The 15567-nt window shown below is 72.3% G+C and carries 13 protein-coding genes; 9 read left to right on the top strand and 4 right to left on the bottom strand.

Features of this window, described 5'->3' with window-relative positions; translation table 11 throughout:
• The first annotated feature begins 73 nt into the window (after window positions 1-73).
• Window positions 74-1066 (top strand): ABC transporter substrate-binding protein, encoded by a 993-nt coding sequence (locus BBK14_RS27060; protein ID WP_071066065.1) that lies wholly within the window; start codon window positions 74-76, stop codon window positions 1064-1066.
• Between the two features lie 66 nt (window positions 1067-1132).
• On the opposite strand, the gene BBK14_RS27055 is transcribed toward BBK14_RS27060, so the two are convergent.
• From BBK14_RS27055 to BBK14_RS27045, 3 genes are all read right to left on the bottom strand, one after another.
• A complete protein-coding gene (locus BBK14_RS27055) occupies window positions 1133-2080 on the bottom strand; it encodes a methionyl-tRNA formyltransferase (RefSeq protein ID WP_071066064.1) in 948 nt (315 codons plus the stop codon).
• Between the two features lie 322 nt (window positions 2081-2402).
• Window positions 2403-4190: a serine/threonine-protein kinase gene (locus BBK14_RS27050; RefSeq protein WP_071066063.1), complete on the bottom strand. Its 1788-nt coding sequence runs from the start codon at window positions 4188-4190 to the stop codon at window positions 2403-2405.
• A gap of 90 nt (window positions 4191-4280) precedes the next feature.
• Window positions 4281-7385, bottom strand: coding sequence for a serine/threonine-protein kinase (locus tag BBK14_RS27045; protein WP_071066062.1), 3105 nt, complete (start codon window positions 7383-7385; stop codon window positions 4281-4283).
• Between the two features lie 152 nt (window positions 7386-7537).
• On the opposite strand from BBK14_RS27045, the gene tnpA reads away from it, so the two are divergent.
• From tnpA to BBK14_RS27010, 8 genes are all read left to right on the top strand, one after another.
• A complete protein-coding gene (gene tnpA, locus BBK14_RS27040) occupies window positions 7538-7939 on the top strand; it encodes an IS200/IS605 family transposase (protein WP_071066061.1) in 402 nt (133 codons plus the stop codon).
• Window positions 7936-8100 (top strand): helix-turn-helix domain-containing protein, encoded by a 165-nt coding sequence (locus BBK14_RS43005; RefSeq protein WP_241831876.1) that lies wholly within the window; start codon window positions 7936-7938, stop codon window positions 8098-8100. Before tnpA ends, BBK14_RS43005 begins: the two co-directional genes overlap by 4 nt.
• 174 nt (window positions 8101-8274) lie before the next feature.
• Complete coding sequence (locus BBK14_RS43000) at window positions 8275-8715, top strand: transposase (RefSeq protein WP_241831875.1); 441 nt, start codon at window positions 8275-8277, stop codon at window positions 8713-8715.
• A 28-nt stretch (window positions 8716-8743) separates the two neighbouring features.
• Window positions 8744-10117 (top strand): IS607 family element RNA-guided endonuclease TnpB, encoded by a 1374-nt coding sequence (gene tnpB / locus BBK14_RS27030; protein ID WP_083391282.1) that lies wholly within the window; start codon window positions 8744-8746, stop codon window positions 10115-10117.
• Window positions 10107-10559 carry a cytidine deaminase gene (locus BBK14_RS27025; protein ID WP_071066060.1) on the top strand — a complete coding sequence of 151 codons (453 nt, stop codon included), beginning with the start codon at window positions 10107-10109 and terminating at the stop codon, window positions 10557-10559. Before tnpB ends, BBK14_RS27025 begins: the two co-directional genes overlap by 11 nt.
• Window positions 10556-11890 (top strand): thymidine phosphorylase, encoded by a 1335-nt coding sequence (locus tag BBK14_RS27020; protein WP_071066059.1) that lies wholly within the window; start codon window positions 10556-10558, stop codon window positions 11888-11890. Before BBK14_RS27025 ends, BBK14_RS27020 begins: the two co-directional genes overlap by 4 nt.
• Window positions 11891-12394: 504 nt before the next feature.
• Window positions 12395-13504, top strand: a complete 1110-nt coding sequence (locus BBK14_RS27015; protein ID WP_476739408.1) for an adenosine deaminase — start codon at window positions 12395-12397, stop codon at window positions 13502-13504.
• Window positions 13501-14127 carry a DNA-3-methyladenine glycosylase I gene (locus BBK14_RS27010; protein ID WP_071066058.1) on the top strand — a complete coding sequence of 209 codons (627 nt, stop codon included), beginning with the start codon at window positions 13501-13503 and terminating at the stop codon, window positions 14125-14127. The genes BBK14_RS27015 and BBK14_RS27010 overlap by 4 nt, the downstream gene beginning before the upstream one ends.
• A gap of 25 nt (window positions 14128-14152) precedes the next feature.
• Here the strand turns inward: BBK14_RS27010 and BBK14_RS27005 are convergent, their stop codons facing one another.
• Window positions 14153-15487, bottom strand: a complete 1335-nt coding sequence (locus BBK14_RS27005) for a PfkB family carbohydrate kinase (RefSeq protein ID WP_071066057.1) — start codon at window positions 15485-15487, stop codon at window positions 14153-14155.
• Window positions 15488-15567 lie beyond the last annotated feature (80 nt).

Below are 15567 nucleotides of genomic sequence, written 5' to 3'. Positions count from 1 at the left end.
TTGGTTAATCCGACCAAAATCCAGCCAGGCAGCGATTTCGCTGCATAACTAGTTACGGAAGGTTGATGTTGCGGTGCGGGGTATAAGAAAATCGCTCGCGGCGATATGCGTCGCGGCGGCCGTCATGGTCGGAATCGTGGCCTGCGGCAGCGATGACGACGGGGTCGCGTCCCAGGAGGGGGGCACCGCGGCGGCGGCCGGGTTCCCGGTCACGATCAAGCACGCGTTCGGATCGACGACCATTTCCGCGGAACCGAAGAAGATCATCGCGCTGAGCTACGAGGAGGACACGCTCGCGACGCTCGGAATCACGCCGATCGCCTACGGTCAGAACCCCTACAAGCCGGACGGGGACTTCCCCTGGCTCGAGGGCAGGATCGACCTCGCCGACAGCACGGCGCTCGACACCAGTGGCGACCTCAACCTCGAGCAGATCGCCGCACTCGATCCCGACCTGATCCTCGCGACGAACTTCTACGGGCTGGCGGACTACTACGACCGCCTCGGCGAGATCGCGCCGACCGTCGCCTACGAGACCGACGCCGGTATCTCGACCTGGCAGGACGTGAGCACGTTGATCGGGAGGGCGGTCGGTCGTGAGGCCGACGTCGCGAAGGCGATCGAAGCCACCGAGAAGATCGTCTCCGACACGGCCGCGGAGCTGTCCGGGCTGGCGGGCAAGACTTTCAGCTACAGCTACTACTACGAGTCCAACGGGCTCGCCGTGATCGACGACCCGAAGACGATCTCCGTCCAGCTCTACGACCAGCTCGGGATGAATCTGTCGCCGCGGGTCACCGCGAGCGTCGTCGACCGCGCGCTGAGCTTGGAGAAGATCGGTGAGCTCGACGCCGACTTCATGATGATCGGCTTCGCGACCGACGAACTGCGCACCGAGATGAAGGCCAACGATCTGTACACGAGGATCCCGGCGGTCGTGGACGGCCGGGCGCAGGAGGTCGACGCCTTCACGGCGGGGGCGGTCAACAACCCGACCATCCTGAACATCCCCTGGCAGCTCGAGCAGCTCAAGCCCACCCTGGCCAAGGTCGCGGCGGCGGGCTGACCAGTCGGGATCACGTCCGGGCGAGCCGGGTGACGCGCGGCGTGCGCGTCACCCGGCTCGTCGCCGCTACGGCTGCCGTGTGAGGTAGCCGCCCATCGTGGTGAAGTACTCTGTCGCCGGCAGCTCGCGCCCGTCGTCGGTGCGGACCGTCCGGACCAGCAGCCCGTGGCTGCGGCCGCGCCGCGCCTCGGCGCCGGCCACGATGACGACCCCGTCGCCCTCCCGGATGAAGATCCGTCCCGGTGTGCCGCCGTAGATGCCCTTCGACACCTCCGCGGAGACGATCCGCAGCCGCTCGCCGTTGCGGTACGTGTAGGCGTTGGGGTACGGGTCGCACTGGGCGCGGACGAGCCGGTCGAGCTCCTCGGCCGTCCAGGTCCAGTCGATGAGGCTGTCCAGCGGCGATCGCTTGTGGAAGAAGCTCGCCTTCGAGCGGTCCTGCTTCGCCCACTCGGTGCGCCCGGACGCCATCAGCTCCAGGCCCTCCACAGCCATCGGGCCGAACAGGGCCAGGGTGCGGTGGAACAGGTCGGCCGTCGTGTCGCGCGGGCCGACCGGCACCCGCCGCTGCAGGACGACGTCACCGGCGTCGAGGACGTCGGTCATCATGTGCGCGGTCACGCCCACCTCGGGCTCGCCGTTGATGAGCGCCCAGATCAGCGGTGCGAACCCGGCGTAGGCCGGCAGCAGCGAGTCGTGGATGTTCAGCGTTCCCAGCCGGGGCAGGTTGAAAATCTGCGGCGGAATCCAGGTGCGCCAGTTCGTGGCGACGATGACGTCGGGGTCGGCCGCCTTGAGCAGCGACATCAGCTCCTCGTCATCGGGGCGGTTCCGGATGGCCACCGGCACGCCGGCCTCGGTGGCGAGATCGGCGACCGAGTCGTCCCAGATCTTCTCGTAATCGCCTTCGCCCTTCTCGTGCGTGACGACGAGAGTGACGTCATTGTCGGAGTCGAGCAGCGCCTGCAGTGTTCGATGTCCCCAGGTCTGATATCCGAACATTACAACGCGCATGTCGATGCTTCTCCTCTGATCGGTGCTTCGTGCGGGGGCGCGCCGCGCCGCCGGCCCGCGTGGAATCCGACCCGTCGGCGGACTGGCGGGCGACCGCTCGCGGAATACCGGGGCCCGGCGCGGAAGCCACCACCGGAGCCCGGCCCTCGCGCGGCGACGGTGTTGCCGGCCGGAAAGCGGCTGCCGAACTTAGGTGAGGCTTACCTATGTTGGGATATTCTGTGTCGCCTGTCAAGCGAATCCGACATGGACGGACACGAACGGCGGCGTCGGGGCGCATCCCGACGTCACAACACCGCACCCCCAGGGAGCCCGGCCGTGATCAGCCGCCGACGGGCGGGGTGGGAACGACCGGGGGAGTCGTGGGCCCACCCCCCGCCGGCGGTGTGGTCACCGGCGGTGTGGTCGCGGGTGCCGACGATGCCGGCGCGGTGGTCACCGGTGGTGTTGTCGGCCCCGCCGTGGGAGTCGTCTCGGGCGGATCGGTCTCCGCCGGCGGGGGCGGAGGCGTCGGAGTGGTCGTCCGCCGTGCCCGGGGCGTGTAGGCCGGCCGGTTCGGCGTCTGAACCGGCTCGGTGACGACCACGTCGGTGGTCGGCAGCGGGTCCGGTGTCCGCGGGGCGAACGACGGCGAGGGAGACGTGCCCTCCGCGCTGGTGCCGTCGGAGTCGCCCCCGTTGCCGGTGAACAGCAGGGTGAGCGCGACAGCGAGACCCGCCAGCATCGCCACCGCCGCGCCGGCGACGATCGCGATCGTCGGCGGCCGACCCTTGCGGGCCGATCCGCGGGGGGCGTCGCCGCGGTGGTCGCCGCGCCCCGCGGCCGGTGCCCGGTGCGAGACACCGCCCCCGCGACCGGCGCGTTCGCCGTCCCGGTCCAGCGAGAGCAGGCCGGCGGCCATGTTGGCGTCGTCCTGGTCGAACATGTCGACGGCCGCGGCGAGCGCGCCGATCTGGGTGACGTCGTCGTGCGGGCCAGTGCTCGCCACGCCCGGCCCGGTCACCGGCGCGTGCCCGACGGCCGTCAGATCGTCGCCCGGGGTCGACAGGTCCGCCCGCGGCGGCAGGGGCGTCATCTCCCGGCCCGGCATCAGCCGGTCGGTCACCCCGATGTCGCCGCTCGGCGCCGGCTGGCGGTCGGTCGGTGGCAGCGACGACGGGGCCAGGTTCTCCAGGCCGTCGTCCGATGACGGTTCGTCCGCAGCGGGTTCGGACTGGCGGCTGCGCGGATTCGTGACGACCGCCGGGACGGGCGTGGCGTTGCGCGCGATGGGGGTCAGCCGGCGGCGGATCTCGTCGACGTCCGGGCGCAGCTCGGCGGGACGGTCGAGCAGGTCGGTGAGCAGCCCGCGCAGCGGCCCGGCGAGCCGGAACGGCCGCCGCCGGCCCTCCACCACGGCGCTCAGCACCGCGTAGGTCTCCGGGCCCTCGAAAGGCGGGCAGCCCTCGACCGCCGAGTAGAGCGTCGCGCCGAGGCCCCACAGGTCGCTCGCGGGCGTGCCCGAGGAGCCGCGCACCCGCTCCGGGGCGATGTAGGCCGGCGAGCCGACGAGCGCGCCCGTCCCGGTCAGGGTGACGTCGCCCTCGGTCGCGGCGATGCCGAAGTCGGTGAGGCGGACCCGGTTGTCCCGGCCGAGCAGGACGTTGCCCGGCTTCACGTCGCGGTGCAGCACCCCGGCCGAGTGGGCGGCGGCGAGGGCGTCGGCCAGTGCCAGCCCGATCGCGGCGACCTGGTCGAACGGCAGCGGGCCGTGGTTCTTGATGGTGTCGCCGAGGCTGTCCGCGTCGACGAGCTCCATGACGATCCAGTGCCGCTCGTGCTCCTCGACGACGTCGAAGACCGAGACGATGGCCGGGCTGTGCAGCCGGGCCAGCGCACGCGCCTCGCGCAGCACCCGGGCCCGGATGGCGTCCCGTTCCGCCTGCGCGCCCGCCATCGGCACGAGGATTTCCTTGATTGCGACTGGCCGCTGGAGCAGCTCGTCCTCGCCGCACCACACAACGCCAGCGCCACCGCGCCCGATAGGTGTGTCGAGGCGGTAGCGCTGCGCTACGTAGCGGGGTGTGCCGTGCCGAGAGGTGTCGGGGGGCACGCTCGCCGATCTGGCCATCGAGTCAAGTCTGACAGACGAATTGACTGGACCGGACGCAACCCCGTCGGCCGCCGGACCCGTCAGGCCGGCAACCGGCCCTGAGGCTCCTCATGAGGCCGGCCTGAAGGTCGCGAAGAGCTGTCGCATGAGCGGCTGATCCGCCTCCCACAGCTCCTCGGCCGTGTACCAGTACAGAGCGTATCCATGCCCGTTTCGCACCGCGCCACGGTTGAGCACATGCACCGTCCCCCCACCGGAGGCGTAGGTGAACTCCCAGTCGGCCTGTGTCGCGCCGTCCGCCCCGTCACCTGGTTCGATCCGTACCCGCCGGTAGTCCCGCACTCGATCCCGGAAGCTGATTTCGTTCGTGCGCCAGTCCTCAATGGCGGAGGTGTTCGCACTCGCGATGCTCCCGATGCGCAAGAACGTACCAGTAGCCGGATCCACGAAGTCCGTATTCCCCTCGCCCCCGGGTCCGGGCCGCCGCTGCCAGCGCGACGGGTAGGCGATCGACCAGCCCGTCGGATCGACGTAGGAGACCCAGCCCGGAGGCGCCGTGACCGGCTCCGAATTCGACGCGACCAGGTCTCCAGCCTGGACTGCCGCGGCTTCCTGGTCAGCCTGGACGGTCGGGCGCGGCCCGGCGCCGGCCGGCTCCGCACCGTCGTCACCCCCGCCGAACACCAGGACGGCGGCGACGACCGCAAGCGCGATCACGACGACGGACGCGACGAGGATCACAGCCAGGCGACGTCCGCGGCTGTGCGTAACGGCGCTCGCCCCGTCCGGACGTCCCAGCACCCCACCCGGGTGCCGCCGCTCCTCCGGCTGCCGTTCGGAGGGCGGGCGGAACAGGTTCTGCCCACTCGTCGGCGGCTCCTGCTCCGGCTCCCGCCGCGGAGGGGCGGCGGCGCGGGGTGCGCTCGGCGGACCCGAGGAGATCCCCGGACCGGAATCGCCGGAGGCCGTGGACCTGCCCGGCCGGGAGAACAACGCCGCGGCCGCCGAGTACCGGCGCCCCACAGCGGACGTCGGTTCCGCGGCGGTGCCTGGCGTTCCCGTGGCGTCGGGCGTACTCCTCGTCCCGGCTGTCCCGGTGGCCTTGGCTGTCCCGGTGGCCGTGGTGGCGGCCGGTTCGGTGCCCGCGGAACCGGCCGGGTCCGGCGCCGTTCCCGTCGCGGCCGATGCCGCACCGGCGCCGGGTATCGGCAGGCCGCCGGTCATCGGATCCAACGAGTCCTGGGATGTCCGCGCCCGCGCCGGGATGCCGCCGAGTGCCCGCATGCGGTCGACCGGTCGCAGCCGCTCAGCGCCCCGGGGACGCTCAACCGTCGCGCCCCGCCGCCGCTCCATCGCCCGGAGCCGCTCCAGCCGACGGGTCAACCGCGGGTGCGCACCAGCCGTTCCCGACTGTCTCGCCGTTCCCGCCGGCCGTGCGTCGCTCGTCGCCGGGTCGCCTGCCCCGACCCGGCTCGCCGTGGGTTCGACGGCCGCCGAGTCCGGTGTCGGGGAGCCGGCCTCCTCCGCGGCGATGACCGCCGCGCTGTCTGTACCGATGTCGGTGCGGGTGTCATTGTCCGCGTCGGCCCGGGTGTTGCCCGTGCTCGCCGGCGACGTCCGGGTCAGCATGGTTCCGTCCGGCGATGCCTCGGCCAGCACGGTGTCGTCCGCCAGCACCCCGCCGGGCACGGTGTCATTCGGCGGCGCCTCGCCGGGCAGGGCGCCGGGCAGGGTGTCGTCTGATGGTGTCTCGCCGGGCAGGGTGTCGTCCGACAGTGGGTCGCCGGGCACGGTGTCGTCTGACAGTGCCTCGCCGGGCACGGTCTCGTCCGGCGGTGCCTCGCTGGGCGCCGCGTTCATCAGCACGGTGCCGGCCAGCCCCGGGGCGGCTGGCGGTGGGCCGGCGGGTGCGCCGCCGGCCGGTGCCGTCGTCGTGCCCGTGAGCAGCGCGGTCAGGTCCGCGCCGCCGTCCTCCGGGGACGAGTGGTCGTCGGACGTTCCGTCGTCCTCCGCCATGGCGTTGTGCGTCTCACCGGCGCGCGCGCCGGCGGTCGCCGGTCCGCCGAGGACGGACTCGCCGAGGACGGTGGTCTCGTCGGGCCCGGCATACTGGCTGACCACGGTGTCCTGGTCGGCCGGGGATGCGCCGCCCGTGAATGCTCCGCCCGTGGTTGCTCCGCCCGCGGTGAACGTGTCACCGCCGTCCGCCGCGAACCCGGCCGGGATCGGGGCCGTCGGAGGTCCGGGGGCGACGGGTGTGGGGGCCGCGGGCGCGGGGGCCGCGGGTGTGCCCGACGTCGGAGTGATCGCCGTTACCGCGGGCCGGGATGGTCGGCTGCGGGCCCGGGAGGGCCGGGTGTCCCCGCCGCGTTCGAGGATGTCGCGCAGCCGCGAGCGCACCGTCGCCAGACTCGGCCGGCGTGCCTGGTGGGTGGCCATGAGATCGTCGATCACGGGCGCGAGCCGCCCGGCGGCGCGGAACGGCCGGCGCCGGCTCTGCACCACTGCGGCGAGAATGGAGATCGGGTCGTTCCCGGGGAATGGGGAGACCCCCTCGACGCTGGTGAACAGCGTGGCGCCCAGCCCCCACCGGTCGCTGGCGGCCGTTCCGGCGTCGCCGCGGGCCCGCTCGGGTGCCAGGTAGGCCGGGGAGCCGAGAACCATCCCGGTGCTGGTCAGTCGAGGGTCGCCATGGCTGACGGCGATCCCGAAGTCGGTGAGCCGGGCGCGTTCGTCCGCTGTCACCAGGACGTTGCTCGGCTTCACATCACGGTGCACGATGCCCAGGCGGTGGGCGGCCTCCAGCGCGTAGGCGAGGCTGATGCCGATGCGGCAGACCTCGCCGACCCCGAGCCGCCCGCGCTCCTCGATGATCGCCGACAGGGACCGCCCGTCGACGAATTCCATGACGATCCAGGGCAGGTCGCCCTCGGCGATGACGTCCAGGACCGCGACCGCGCCGGGATGATGCAGCCGGCCGGCGGCGCGCGCCTCCCGCAGCACCCGCTCCCGCGCGAGCTCCCGCTCCCCCTCGCTGCCGTCGGTGGGGAGCCGGACCTCCTTGACGGCGACCTGCCGGCCGAGCAGCTCGTCGGTGGCCCGGTGCACGACCCCGAAACCGCCTTGGCCGATCACCCCGTCGAGCCGGTACCGACGCCCGACGAGAGCTCGTGGACCGGCTGGACCGGGATCGCCCCGGCGCTCGCCTGACATCGGTTGTCCTCTCCGCTCAGCGTTGACGATTCCATCAAGACTGCCCGAGGAGACTGACGCCCTCAGGTGTCGGGGGAATTGGGTACGGACTGTAACTCTGATGGATGTACGTCGCTGGTGGACTCGCATCATGGTGCGGCGGGTGACAGCGGGTGACAGCGGGTGACGGCGACCTCGGGTATCACGTCGTGTGGTGCCTGGAGTACCGCCGCCCCGTGCTCGCTGGTCCTGTCGGTGACCGCTGTGACGAGCTGATCCGGCAGATGTGCGCCGAGCACGATGGCACGGTCGTTGCGTTGGAGGTCATGCCCGGCCAGGTGCACCTGTTCGTCGAGGCTCACCCGGAGCACTCCCCGTCGTATGTCGCCAACCAGGTCAAGGGGTTGACGTCCCGGGTGCTACGCGGGGAGTTCCCGTACCTGCGTTCCCGGTTGCCGGCCCTGTGGTCGCGGTCGTACGTTGCCGCCACCTTCGGCACGGTCCGCGCTGACACCGCCCGCCGGTACGTCGACACCCGGTACGGGCGGCCGTGGCGCGTGGAGCGCACCCGGTGAGACGGGCTTTCAAATTTCTGCTCCGTCCGACGGTGAAGCAGGCCGCCGCGCTGACGGCGATGCTCGATGATCATCGGGCGCTTTACGACGCCGCGTTGCAGGAACGACGCGACGCCTACCGGCATCCGTCGAGGGTGACGGTCCGTTACGGCGACCAGTAGTCCGCGCAGCTTAAGGAGAGCCGCGCCTACGATCCGGATCAGGGGCGCTGGTCGTTCTCCTCCCAGCAGGCTACCCTGCGTCGCCTCGACAGGGCGTTCGCCGCGTTCTTCCGCCGTGTCAGGGTAGGTCAGACGCCTGGCTATCCGCGGTTCAGGAGTGCGGGGGATGTGGGTGTGGCGTCGCTGGTGACTCTCTCCGATGGTCGTCATGTCGGTAACCCGCGCTTTCTTGTCGCGGCGGCCAGTCGGCTTGCGCGTGCGCAACGGGAGCTGACCTGTAAGAAGCGGGGGTCGACCCGGCGCCGGAAGGCCGTCGCGAGGGTGGCCGCGCTGCACGGCGGGGTTCGCCGGGCCCGGCTCGATCTCGCCCACAAGGCCGCACTCGAACTGGTCCGCGGCCATGACCTGATCGCGGTGGAAGCGTTGCGGATCGTGAACATGACCCGCCGTGCCGCGCCGAGACCCGACCCGGACCGGCCCGGGGTGTTCCTGCCGAACGGGCAGGCGGCGAAGTCCGGGTTGAACAAGAGCGTTCTCGACGCGGGGTGGGGGGATGTAACTGCTGGGCAGGTAGCGCTCTACAGAATTCTATGGCGCTCTATCATGGTCCCGTGAACCTCGAGCCCGGCTCCGGCGAGGTTGAGTGAGTGCCACCGTTCAGGCGTACCGTTTCGCCCTCGATCCCACGCCGGCGCAGTTCGCCGCGATGTCCCGGCACGCGGGCGCGGCGCGGTTCGCGTTCAACTGGGGTCTGTCCCGGGTGAAGGCCGCCGTCGAGCAGCGGGCCGCTGAGGCGAGCTACGGCGTGCCCGAGGCCGAGCGGACGCCGGTCCCCTGGACGATGCCGACGCTGCGTCGCGAGTGGAACCGCGCCAAGGGCGACGTCGCCCCGTGGTGGTCGGAATGCTCGAAGGAGGCGTACTCGGCGGGGCTGGACCGGCTGGCGCGCGGCCTCAAGGCGTTCTCCGACTCCCGCACAGGCAGACGGAAGGGCAGGCGGGTCGGTTTCCCCCGGTTCAAAAAGCGCGGCCGGGCGCGCGACGGCTTCCGGTACACCACCGGCGCCTACGGCCCGGCCGGCGACCGGCACGTGACGCTGCCCCGGGTCGGCCGGGTGAAGGTCCACGAGCCGATGACCGCGTTGACGGCGCGGCTGGCGGACGGCCGGGCGCGGCTGCTCGGCGCCACCGTCTCGCGTACCGCCGGGTGCTGGTACGTCTCGTTCACCGTCGAGGTGGAACGCCCCGTGCCGGCCGGACCGTCCCGGCGCCAGCGCCGCGGCGACGCCGTCGGCGTCGACCTCGGCGTCAAGCACCTGGCGGTGCTGTCCACGGGCGAGATGGTGGACAACCCGAAACACCTCGCCGCCTCGCTACGGAAGCTGCGCAGGGTGTCGCGTGCCTACGCCCGCAGCAAACGGGGCAGCGCCGGGCGGCGCCAGCGTGCGGCGAGGCTGGCGAAGATCCACGCCCGGGTCGCCAACCAGCGCCGCGACGGCCTACACAAGCTCACCACCCGCCTGGCCACGTCCCACGACGTGATCGTAATCGAGGACCTGAACGTCGCCGGAATGGTCCGCAACCGACGGCTGGCCCGCGCCGTCTCCGACACCGGCATGGCCGAGGTCCGCCGCCAGCTCACCTACAAAACGACGTGGTACGGCTCGCGGCTGGTCGTCGCGGACCGCTGGTATCCATCGAGCAGGACCTGTTCGGCCTGCGGCTGGCGAAACCCAAGCCTGACGCTGTCGGACCGCACGTTCGTCTGCAAGGACTGCGGCCTCAGCATGGACCGTGACCTCAACGCCTCGTACAACCTGAGAGCGTTGACGGGTGCCGGAGTGGCCGGATACCCGGACGTCCCCGTGACGTCGAACGCCCGTGGAGCCGACCGTAAGACCCACCTCGGTGGGCAGGTGGCCGTGAAGCGGGAACCCGGCACGGCCACGGCCGGTCAGACCGGGACCCTCGCCCCGAGAGGGACGACTGCAGAGCAGGTGAGCGCTAATGCCCACTGAGCTGCAACGGAACGTGGACGACAGCGGCTGGGAGCACCTGCGCGACGAGGCGGTGCGGGTGGCGCGGCACGCCTACGCGCCCTACTCCGGCCTGCGGGTCGGCGCGGCGGCGATGGTCGACGACGGTCGGGTCGTCGTCGGCTGCAACGTCGAGAACGCCTCCTACGGGCTCACATTGTGCGCTGAATGTGGTCTTGTCTCGGCGCTGCGGGCCAGCGGTGGTGGCCGGCTGGTCGCCTTCGCCTGTGTGGACGGCACGGGCGTGCCGCTCACGCCGTGCGGTCGCTGCCGCCAGCTTCTCCACGAGCACGGAGGTCCCGAGCTCGAACTGGCGACCGCGGACGGAATCCGTACCCTGGGCGAGCTCCTCCCCGGCGCCTTCGGCCCGGCGGACCTGCCGCCCGCGGCGGAGCGGGCACCTGCGGCGGAGCGCGGAGCATGAGCGCTGATGCCCCCGGCAGCGGTCACGGCGGTCCTGCCGCGTCCCACGACGTCGTCGACCTCATCCGGGCCAAGCGTGACGGGGCGGCGCTGCCGGCGGACGCGGTCGCCTGGCTCATCGACGCCTACACCCACGGCCGGGTCGCCGACGAGCAGATGTCCGCCTACCTGATGGCCGTGGTCTGGCGCGGCATGGCCTCCGACGAACTGGATCACTGGACGTCGGCGATGATCGCCAGCGGCGAACGGCTGGACCTGTCCGGCCTGACCCGCCCGACGGTCGACAAGCATTCCACCGGCGGGGTCGGGGACAAGGTCTCGCTGGTCCTCGCCCCGCTGGTGGCCGCGTGCGGAGCGGCCGTCCCGCAGCTGTCCGGCCGGGGGCTCGGGCACACCGGCGGGACGCTCGACAAGATGGAGGCCATCCCCGGCTGGCGCGCGGATCTCGACCCGGACACCATGCGTGCCGTGCTGGCGGACGTCGGCGCCGTCATCTGCGCCGCCGGCCCCGGCCTGGCTCCCGCGGACCGCAGGCTGTACGCCCTGCGCGACGTCACCGGCACGGTCGAGTCCATCCCGCTGATCGCCTCCTCGATCATGAGCAAGAAGATCGCCGAGGGGACGTCCGCGCTGGTCCTGGACGTCAAGGTCGGCACCGGCGCCTTCATGACCTCACTCGCCGACGCCCGCGAGCTCGCGCGGACGATGGTCGGCCTGGGCACCCGCGCCGGGGTGCGCACCGAGGCCCTGCTCACCGCGATGGACACCCCGCTGGGCCGCACCGCGGGCAACGGCCCCGAGGTGACCGAGGCGGTCGAGACCCTGCGCGGGGCGGGCCCGCCGGACCTCGTCGAGGTCACCGTCGCCCTCGCCCGCGTGATGCTGGACATCGTCGGCCTCAGCGGTGGTTCCGGTGCCAGGCCGGATCCGGCGGAGGTCCTGGCCTCCGGAGCGGCATACGACGTGTGGCGCGCGATGGTCGCCGCCCAGGGCGGCGACCCGGACGCCCCACTGCCGAGCGCCGCGTTCACCCGCACCGTCCCCGCTCCGGCGGACGGCTACCTGAGCCGCCTCGACGCCCGTGCCCTGGGCATCGCCGCCTGGCGCCTGGGCGCGGGGCGCGCGCGGAAGGAAGATCCCGTCTCGGCGGCGGCGGGACTGCGGTGGCATGCGACGGTGGGGGAGCAGGTCCAGGCCGGCGCCCCCCTGATCGAGCTCTACTCCGACGACGAGGCGACCTTCCCCCGGGCACTCGCCGCACTCGCGGACGCCGTCTCGGTCACCGACGAACCGCCCGCTCCCACCCCACTGGTCCTCGACCACATCCGCTGACCCGCGCCCCGCCCCGCGCTGCTGATCCGCGCGACTGCCCCGCGCACCGAGCCCGACCTCTGGCCCAGGACCGCCAGCTGTCTTGCTTGCCAGAAAGCGTCCCGCCATCCGCCGGCTTTCAACCCTCGGGTTTTCCGTCGCCCCGCCCCCACCGGCTCGAGTCGCCCGAAGTGTGGCGGGTGAGTGAGTCCATAGACTCATTCACCCGCCACACACCATTTTGGTGTGTATGGATTGTTTATATTTGGGTTATTTGTGAATCTGCTGGGTGGCTGGTGAACCGCGGTGCGCTGGGATGCGTGGGCGACGGTGTGCCGGGCTGTGGGTTGCGGTGTGCCGGGGTGCGGGGTGCGGTGTGCCGGGGTGCGGGGTGCGGGGTGCGGTGCATGGGGGTACGGGGGTGCAGGTGGTGCGGGTGTGGTGGATTGGGGCGCGGTGTCTGCTCGTCGTCATGTGGCGGACGGCGAACTGTCGGTGGGGTGGCCTACCGTCAGGGAGGTGAGCGTGGACATCCCTGCTGGCAAGGCCAGTGCTGACAAGGCCAGCGAGAAGATCACTGAGGCTGCGATCCGCCGGGTTCCCAAGGTCCTGCTGCACGATCATCTTGATGGTGGCCTGCGGCCCGCGACCATCGTCGAGCTGGCTGACGCCACCGGGTACACCAGGCTGCCGACGACCGATGTCGACAAGCTCGGTACCTGGTTCCGTGGAGGTGCGCACACCGGGTCGCTCGTGCGGTACCTGGAGACGTTCAGCCACACGGTGGGCGTCATGCAGACACCCGAGGCCGTGGCCCGGGTGGCCCGCGAGTGCGCCGAGGATCTGGCCGCCGACGGGGTCGTCTACGCGGAGGTCCGGTTCGCCCCGGAACTCCACGTCGAGCAGGGCATGTCGCTCGACGAGGTGGTCGAGGCCGCGTTGGACGGCTTCCGCGCCGGCTCGGCGGGAACCGGCCTGCATGTGCGCGCGCTGGTGACCGCCATGCGCCACCAGGCCCGCTCGCTGGAGATCGCGGAGCTGGCCGTCCGGTGGCGGGAGGCCGGGGTGGTCGGGTTCGACATCGCGGGGGCGGAGGCGGGCAACCCGCCGACCCGCCACCTGGACGCGTTCCAGTACATCCAGCGGGCGAACGGGCACTTCACGATCCACGCGGGTGAGGCGTTCGGGCTGCCGTCGATCTGGGAGGCGCTGCAGTGGTGCAACGCCGACCGGCTGGGGCACGGCGTGCGCATCGTCGACGACATCACGGTCGACCCGGACGGAAACGCCACCCTCGGGGATCTGGCCGACTACGTGCGCGATGTCCGTGTCCCGCTGGAGATGTGCCCGTCGTCGAACGTGCACACCGGGGCGGCGCCGAGCATCGAGCGCCATCCGATCGGTCTGCTGCGCAGGCTGCACTTCCGGGTCACGGTGAACACCGACAACCGGCTGATGAGCGGGGTGACGCTGTCCAGCGAGTTCGCGACCCTGGTCGAGACGTTCGGCTACGGCTGGTCCGACATCCGCTGGCTGACCGTGAACGCGATGAAGTCCGCCTTCCTCCCATTCGACCAGCGTCTCGCACTGATCAACGAGGTCATCAAGCCCGGCTTCGAGGGGCTCGTCCCGTGACCGGGTTGTCCGACCTGGCAGCCGGGGTGGACGGGCGGTCGCGGTGTCCCTGGGGGCTGTCGACGCCGCTGTACGTCGAGTACCACGACACCGAGTGGGGCCGGCCCGTTCGGGACACTGTCGGCCTGTTCGAGCGGATGACGCTGGAGGCGTTCCAGTCCGGGCTGTCGTGGCTGACGATCCTGCGCAAGCGTCCGGCGTTCCGGGCGGCGTTCGCGGGGTTCGATCCGGCCGCCGTCGCCGCGTTCGGCGCGGGCACGGTCGAGGCACTTCTCCTGGACGCCGGCATCGTCCGCAACCGGCGCAAGATCGAGGCGACGATCGCGAACGCCCGCGCGGTGCTCGCCCTGACCGAGCCGCTGGAGGAGTTGGTCTGGTCGTTCGCGCCGCCGCCCCGCCCGGCCCCGGCCCGGCTTGCCGACGTCCCGGCGGTGACCGCCGAGTCCAAGGCGCTGGCGAAGGCGCTGCGGGGGCACGGCTTCGTCTTCGTCGGCCCGACCACCGCGTATGCGCTCATGCAGGCGTGCGGGCTGGTGAACGACCACCTCGCCGGCTGCGCGGCGCGGGACGCGGCCGTCGAGCCCGCCGCCCAGCCCGCCGGGCTGACCGTGCCTGCGGGCTGACCGCATCCCCGGCGGCCCGCCGGGGTCAGGTCATCCAGCTGCGGGGGCCGAAGGTCTGGACGGAGCGGGCGGCGACCCGTGAGGCCTCGCCGAGGGCTCCGACCAGCTCGTCGGTCGCGAGCGCGCCGTGGGCCATCATCCAGGCGAAGGCGCCGTGGAAGACGTCACCGGCGCCCAGGGTGTCTCGGGCGGCCACCACCGGGGGCAGCACGTGGCCGCGCCGTTCCGCCGTGGCCCAGCGGATGGGCCCGGGGCCGTCCGTGACGGCGACGAAGAACGGCCCGTAGCGCAGCAGCAGGCCGAGGATGTCCGCGCCGGGGTCGAAGCCCGGGGGGCGGAACGCGGTCGAGCAGATCACGACGTCGACGAACGGCAGGATCTGCTCGGTGCCGGGCTTCCAGCTTCCACCGTCGAGGAGGACCGGCGGGCCTGAGCCGCGCAGCGTGCGGAGCAGGCCGATGGCGGCGTCGACCTGGTGGCCGTCGAGCACGACCACGTCGGCGTCGGCGACCGCGGCCGCGGCGGAGGTGTTCGCGGTGCACCGGGGGACCATGCCGTGCGTCGAGGTCACCGCACGCTCGCCGGTCTGCGAGGTCACCATGACCGCTGACATCGGGAGGGCGTAGGACATCGCCGACTGGCCGGCCAGGTGGCCGGCGGCCGCTGTGTTCGGCCCGGTCTGGACGGCACCGGCCAGGCCGGCCATCCCGCCGAGGACGCCGGCTCCACCGAGCCCGGCCCCGCCGGCCACCCCGTGGCCGCTGATTCCGCCGTGACCGCCAGGCCCACCGTGGCCACCGCCGGGTCCGCTGCCGTGCCCACCGTGCCCGCCGCCGTGGGCGCCGCCGACCGGGCCGTGCACGTGGCCGGCCGGCTTGACCGCCCCGGCGGGGCTGTGGGCCGCGCCGCCGGGCAGGCCGGGCCCGCCCCGGCCGCGTACGTGCGGGTATCCGGTGAGCGGTCCCGCCGGGCCGTAGCCGGAGCGGGTGCCGCCGGAGCGCAGTCCGGTGGGCTTGCCGGGCGGGCCGTGCTGGCTGGCGGGACCGGCCACTCCCTGCGCGGCGAGGGCTCCGTAGGGACCGGCTGCACCGTCGCCGGACTGCTCCGGCACCAGCTCGATGTGTCGGACCCCGTAGCGCGCGAGATCCGCGTGCACGAGCGCCGCGGCCGGGGACGTGCCGATGGCGCTCACGAGGCAGGCCCGCCCGCCGAGGTAGGCGAACGTCACCGCGGCGTTCGTCGCGGGCCCGCCCGCATTCATGGCGAAATCCCGCGCCACACACTTCTCGTCGGCACCTGGAAGCCGATCCACGAGGTAGACCGAATCAAGCGTCGTCAGGCCGACGAAGACGCCTTTCATGGGCCCATTATCCGGCCTGGGCCGGAGTGACAGGCCTGTTCAGGCGGGGGTGTCGAAGCCGGCGAACAGGTCGCGCGGCC

It is taken from the genome of Parafrankia soli, assembly GCF_001854695.1.
Lineage (GTDB): Bacteria > Actinomycetota > Actinomycetes > Frankiales > Frankiaceae > Parafrankia > Parafrankia soli.
Note: the sequence above shows the minus strand (reverse complement) of the source record. Positions and strands in the feature narration are given on the sequence as shown.

Excerpts from the sequence above, each read along its gene's own strand:
- BBK14_RS27045 (WP_071066062.1), bottom strand. The coding sequence starts at position 7,385 with ATGTCAGGCGAGCGCCGGGGCGATCCCGGTCCAGCCGGTCCACGAGCT.
- BBK14_RS27055 (WP_071066064.1), bottom strand. The coding sequence starts at position 2,080 with ATGCGCGTTGTAATGTTCGGATATCAGACCTGGGGACATCGAACACTG.
- BBK14_RS27025 (WP_071066060.1), top strand. The coding sequence starts at position 10,107 with ATGCCCACTGAGCTGCAACGGAACGTGGACGACAGCGGCTGGGAGCAC.
- BBK14_RS27020 (WP_071066059.1), top strand. The coding sequence starts at position 10,556 with ATGAGCGCTGATGCCCCCGGCAGCGGTCACGGCGGTCCTGCCGCGTCC.
- BBK14_RS27050 (WP_071066063.1), bottom strand. The coding sequence starts at position 4,190 with ATGGCCAGATCGGCGAGCGTGCCCCCCGACACCTCTCGGCACGGCACA.
- BBK14_RS27005 (WP_071066057.1), bottom strand. The coding sequence starts at position 15,487 with ATGAAAGGCGTCTTCGTCGGCCTGACGACGCTTGATTCGGTCTACCTC.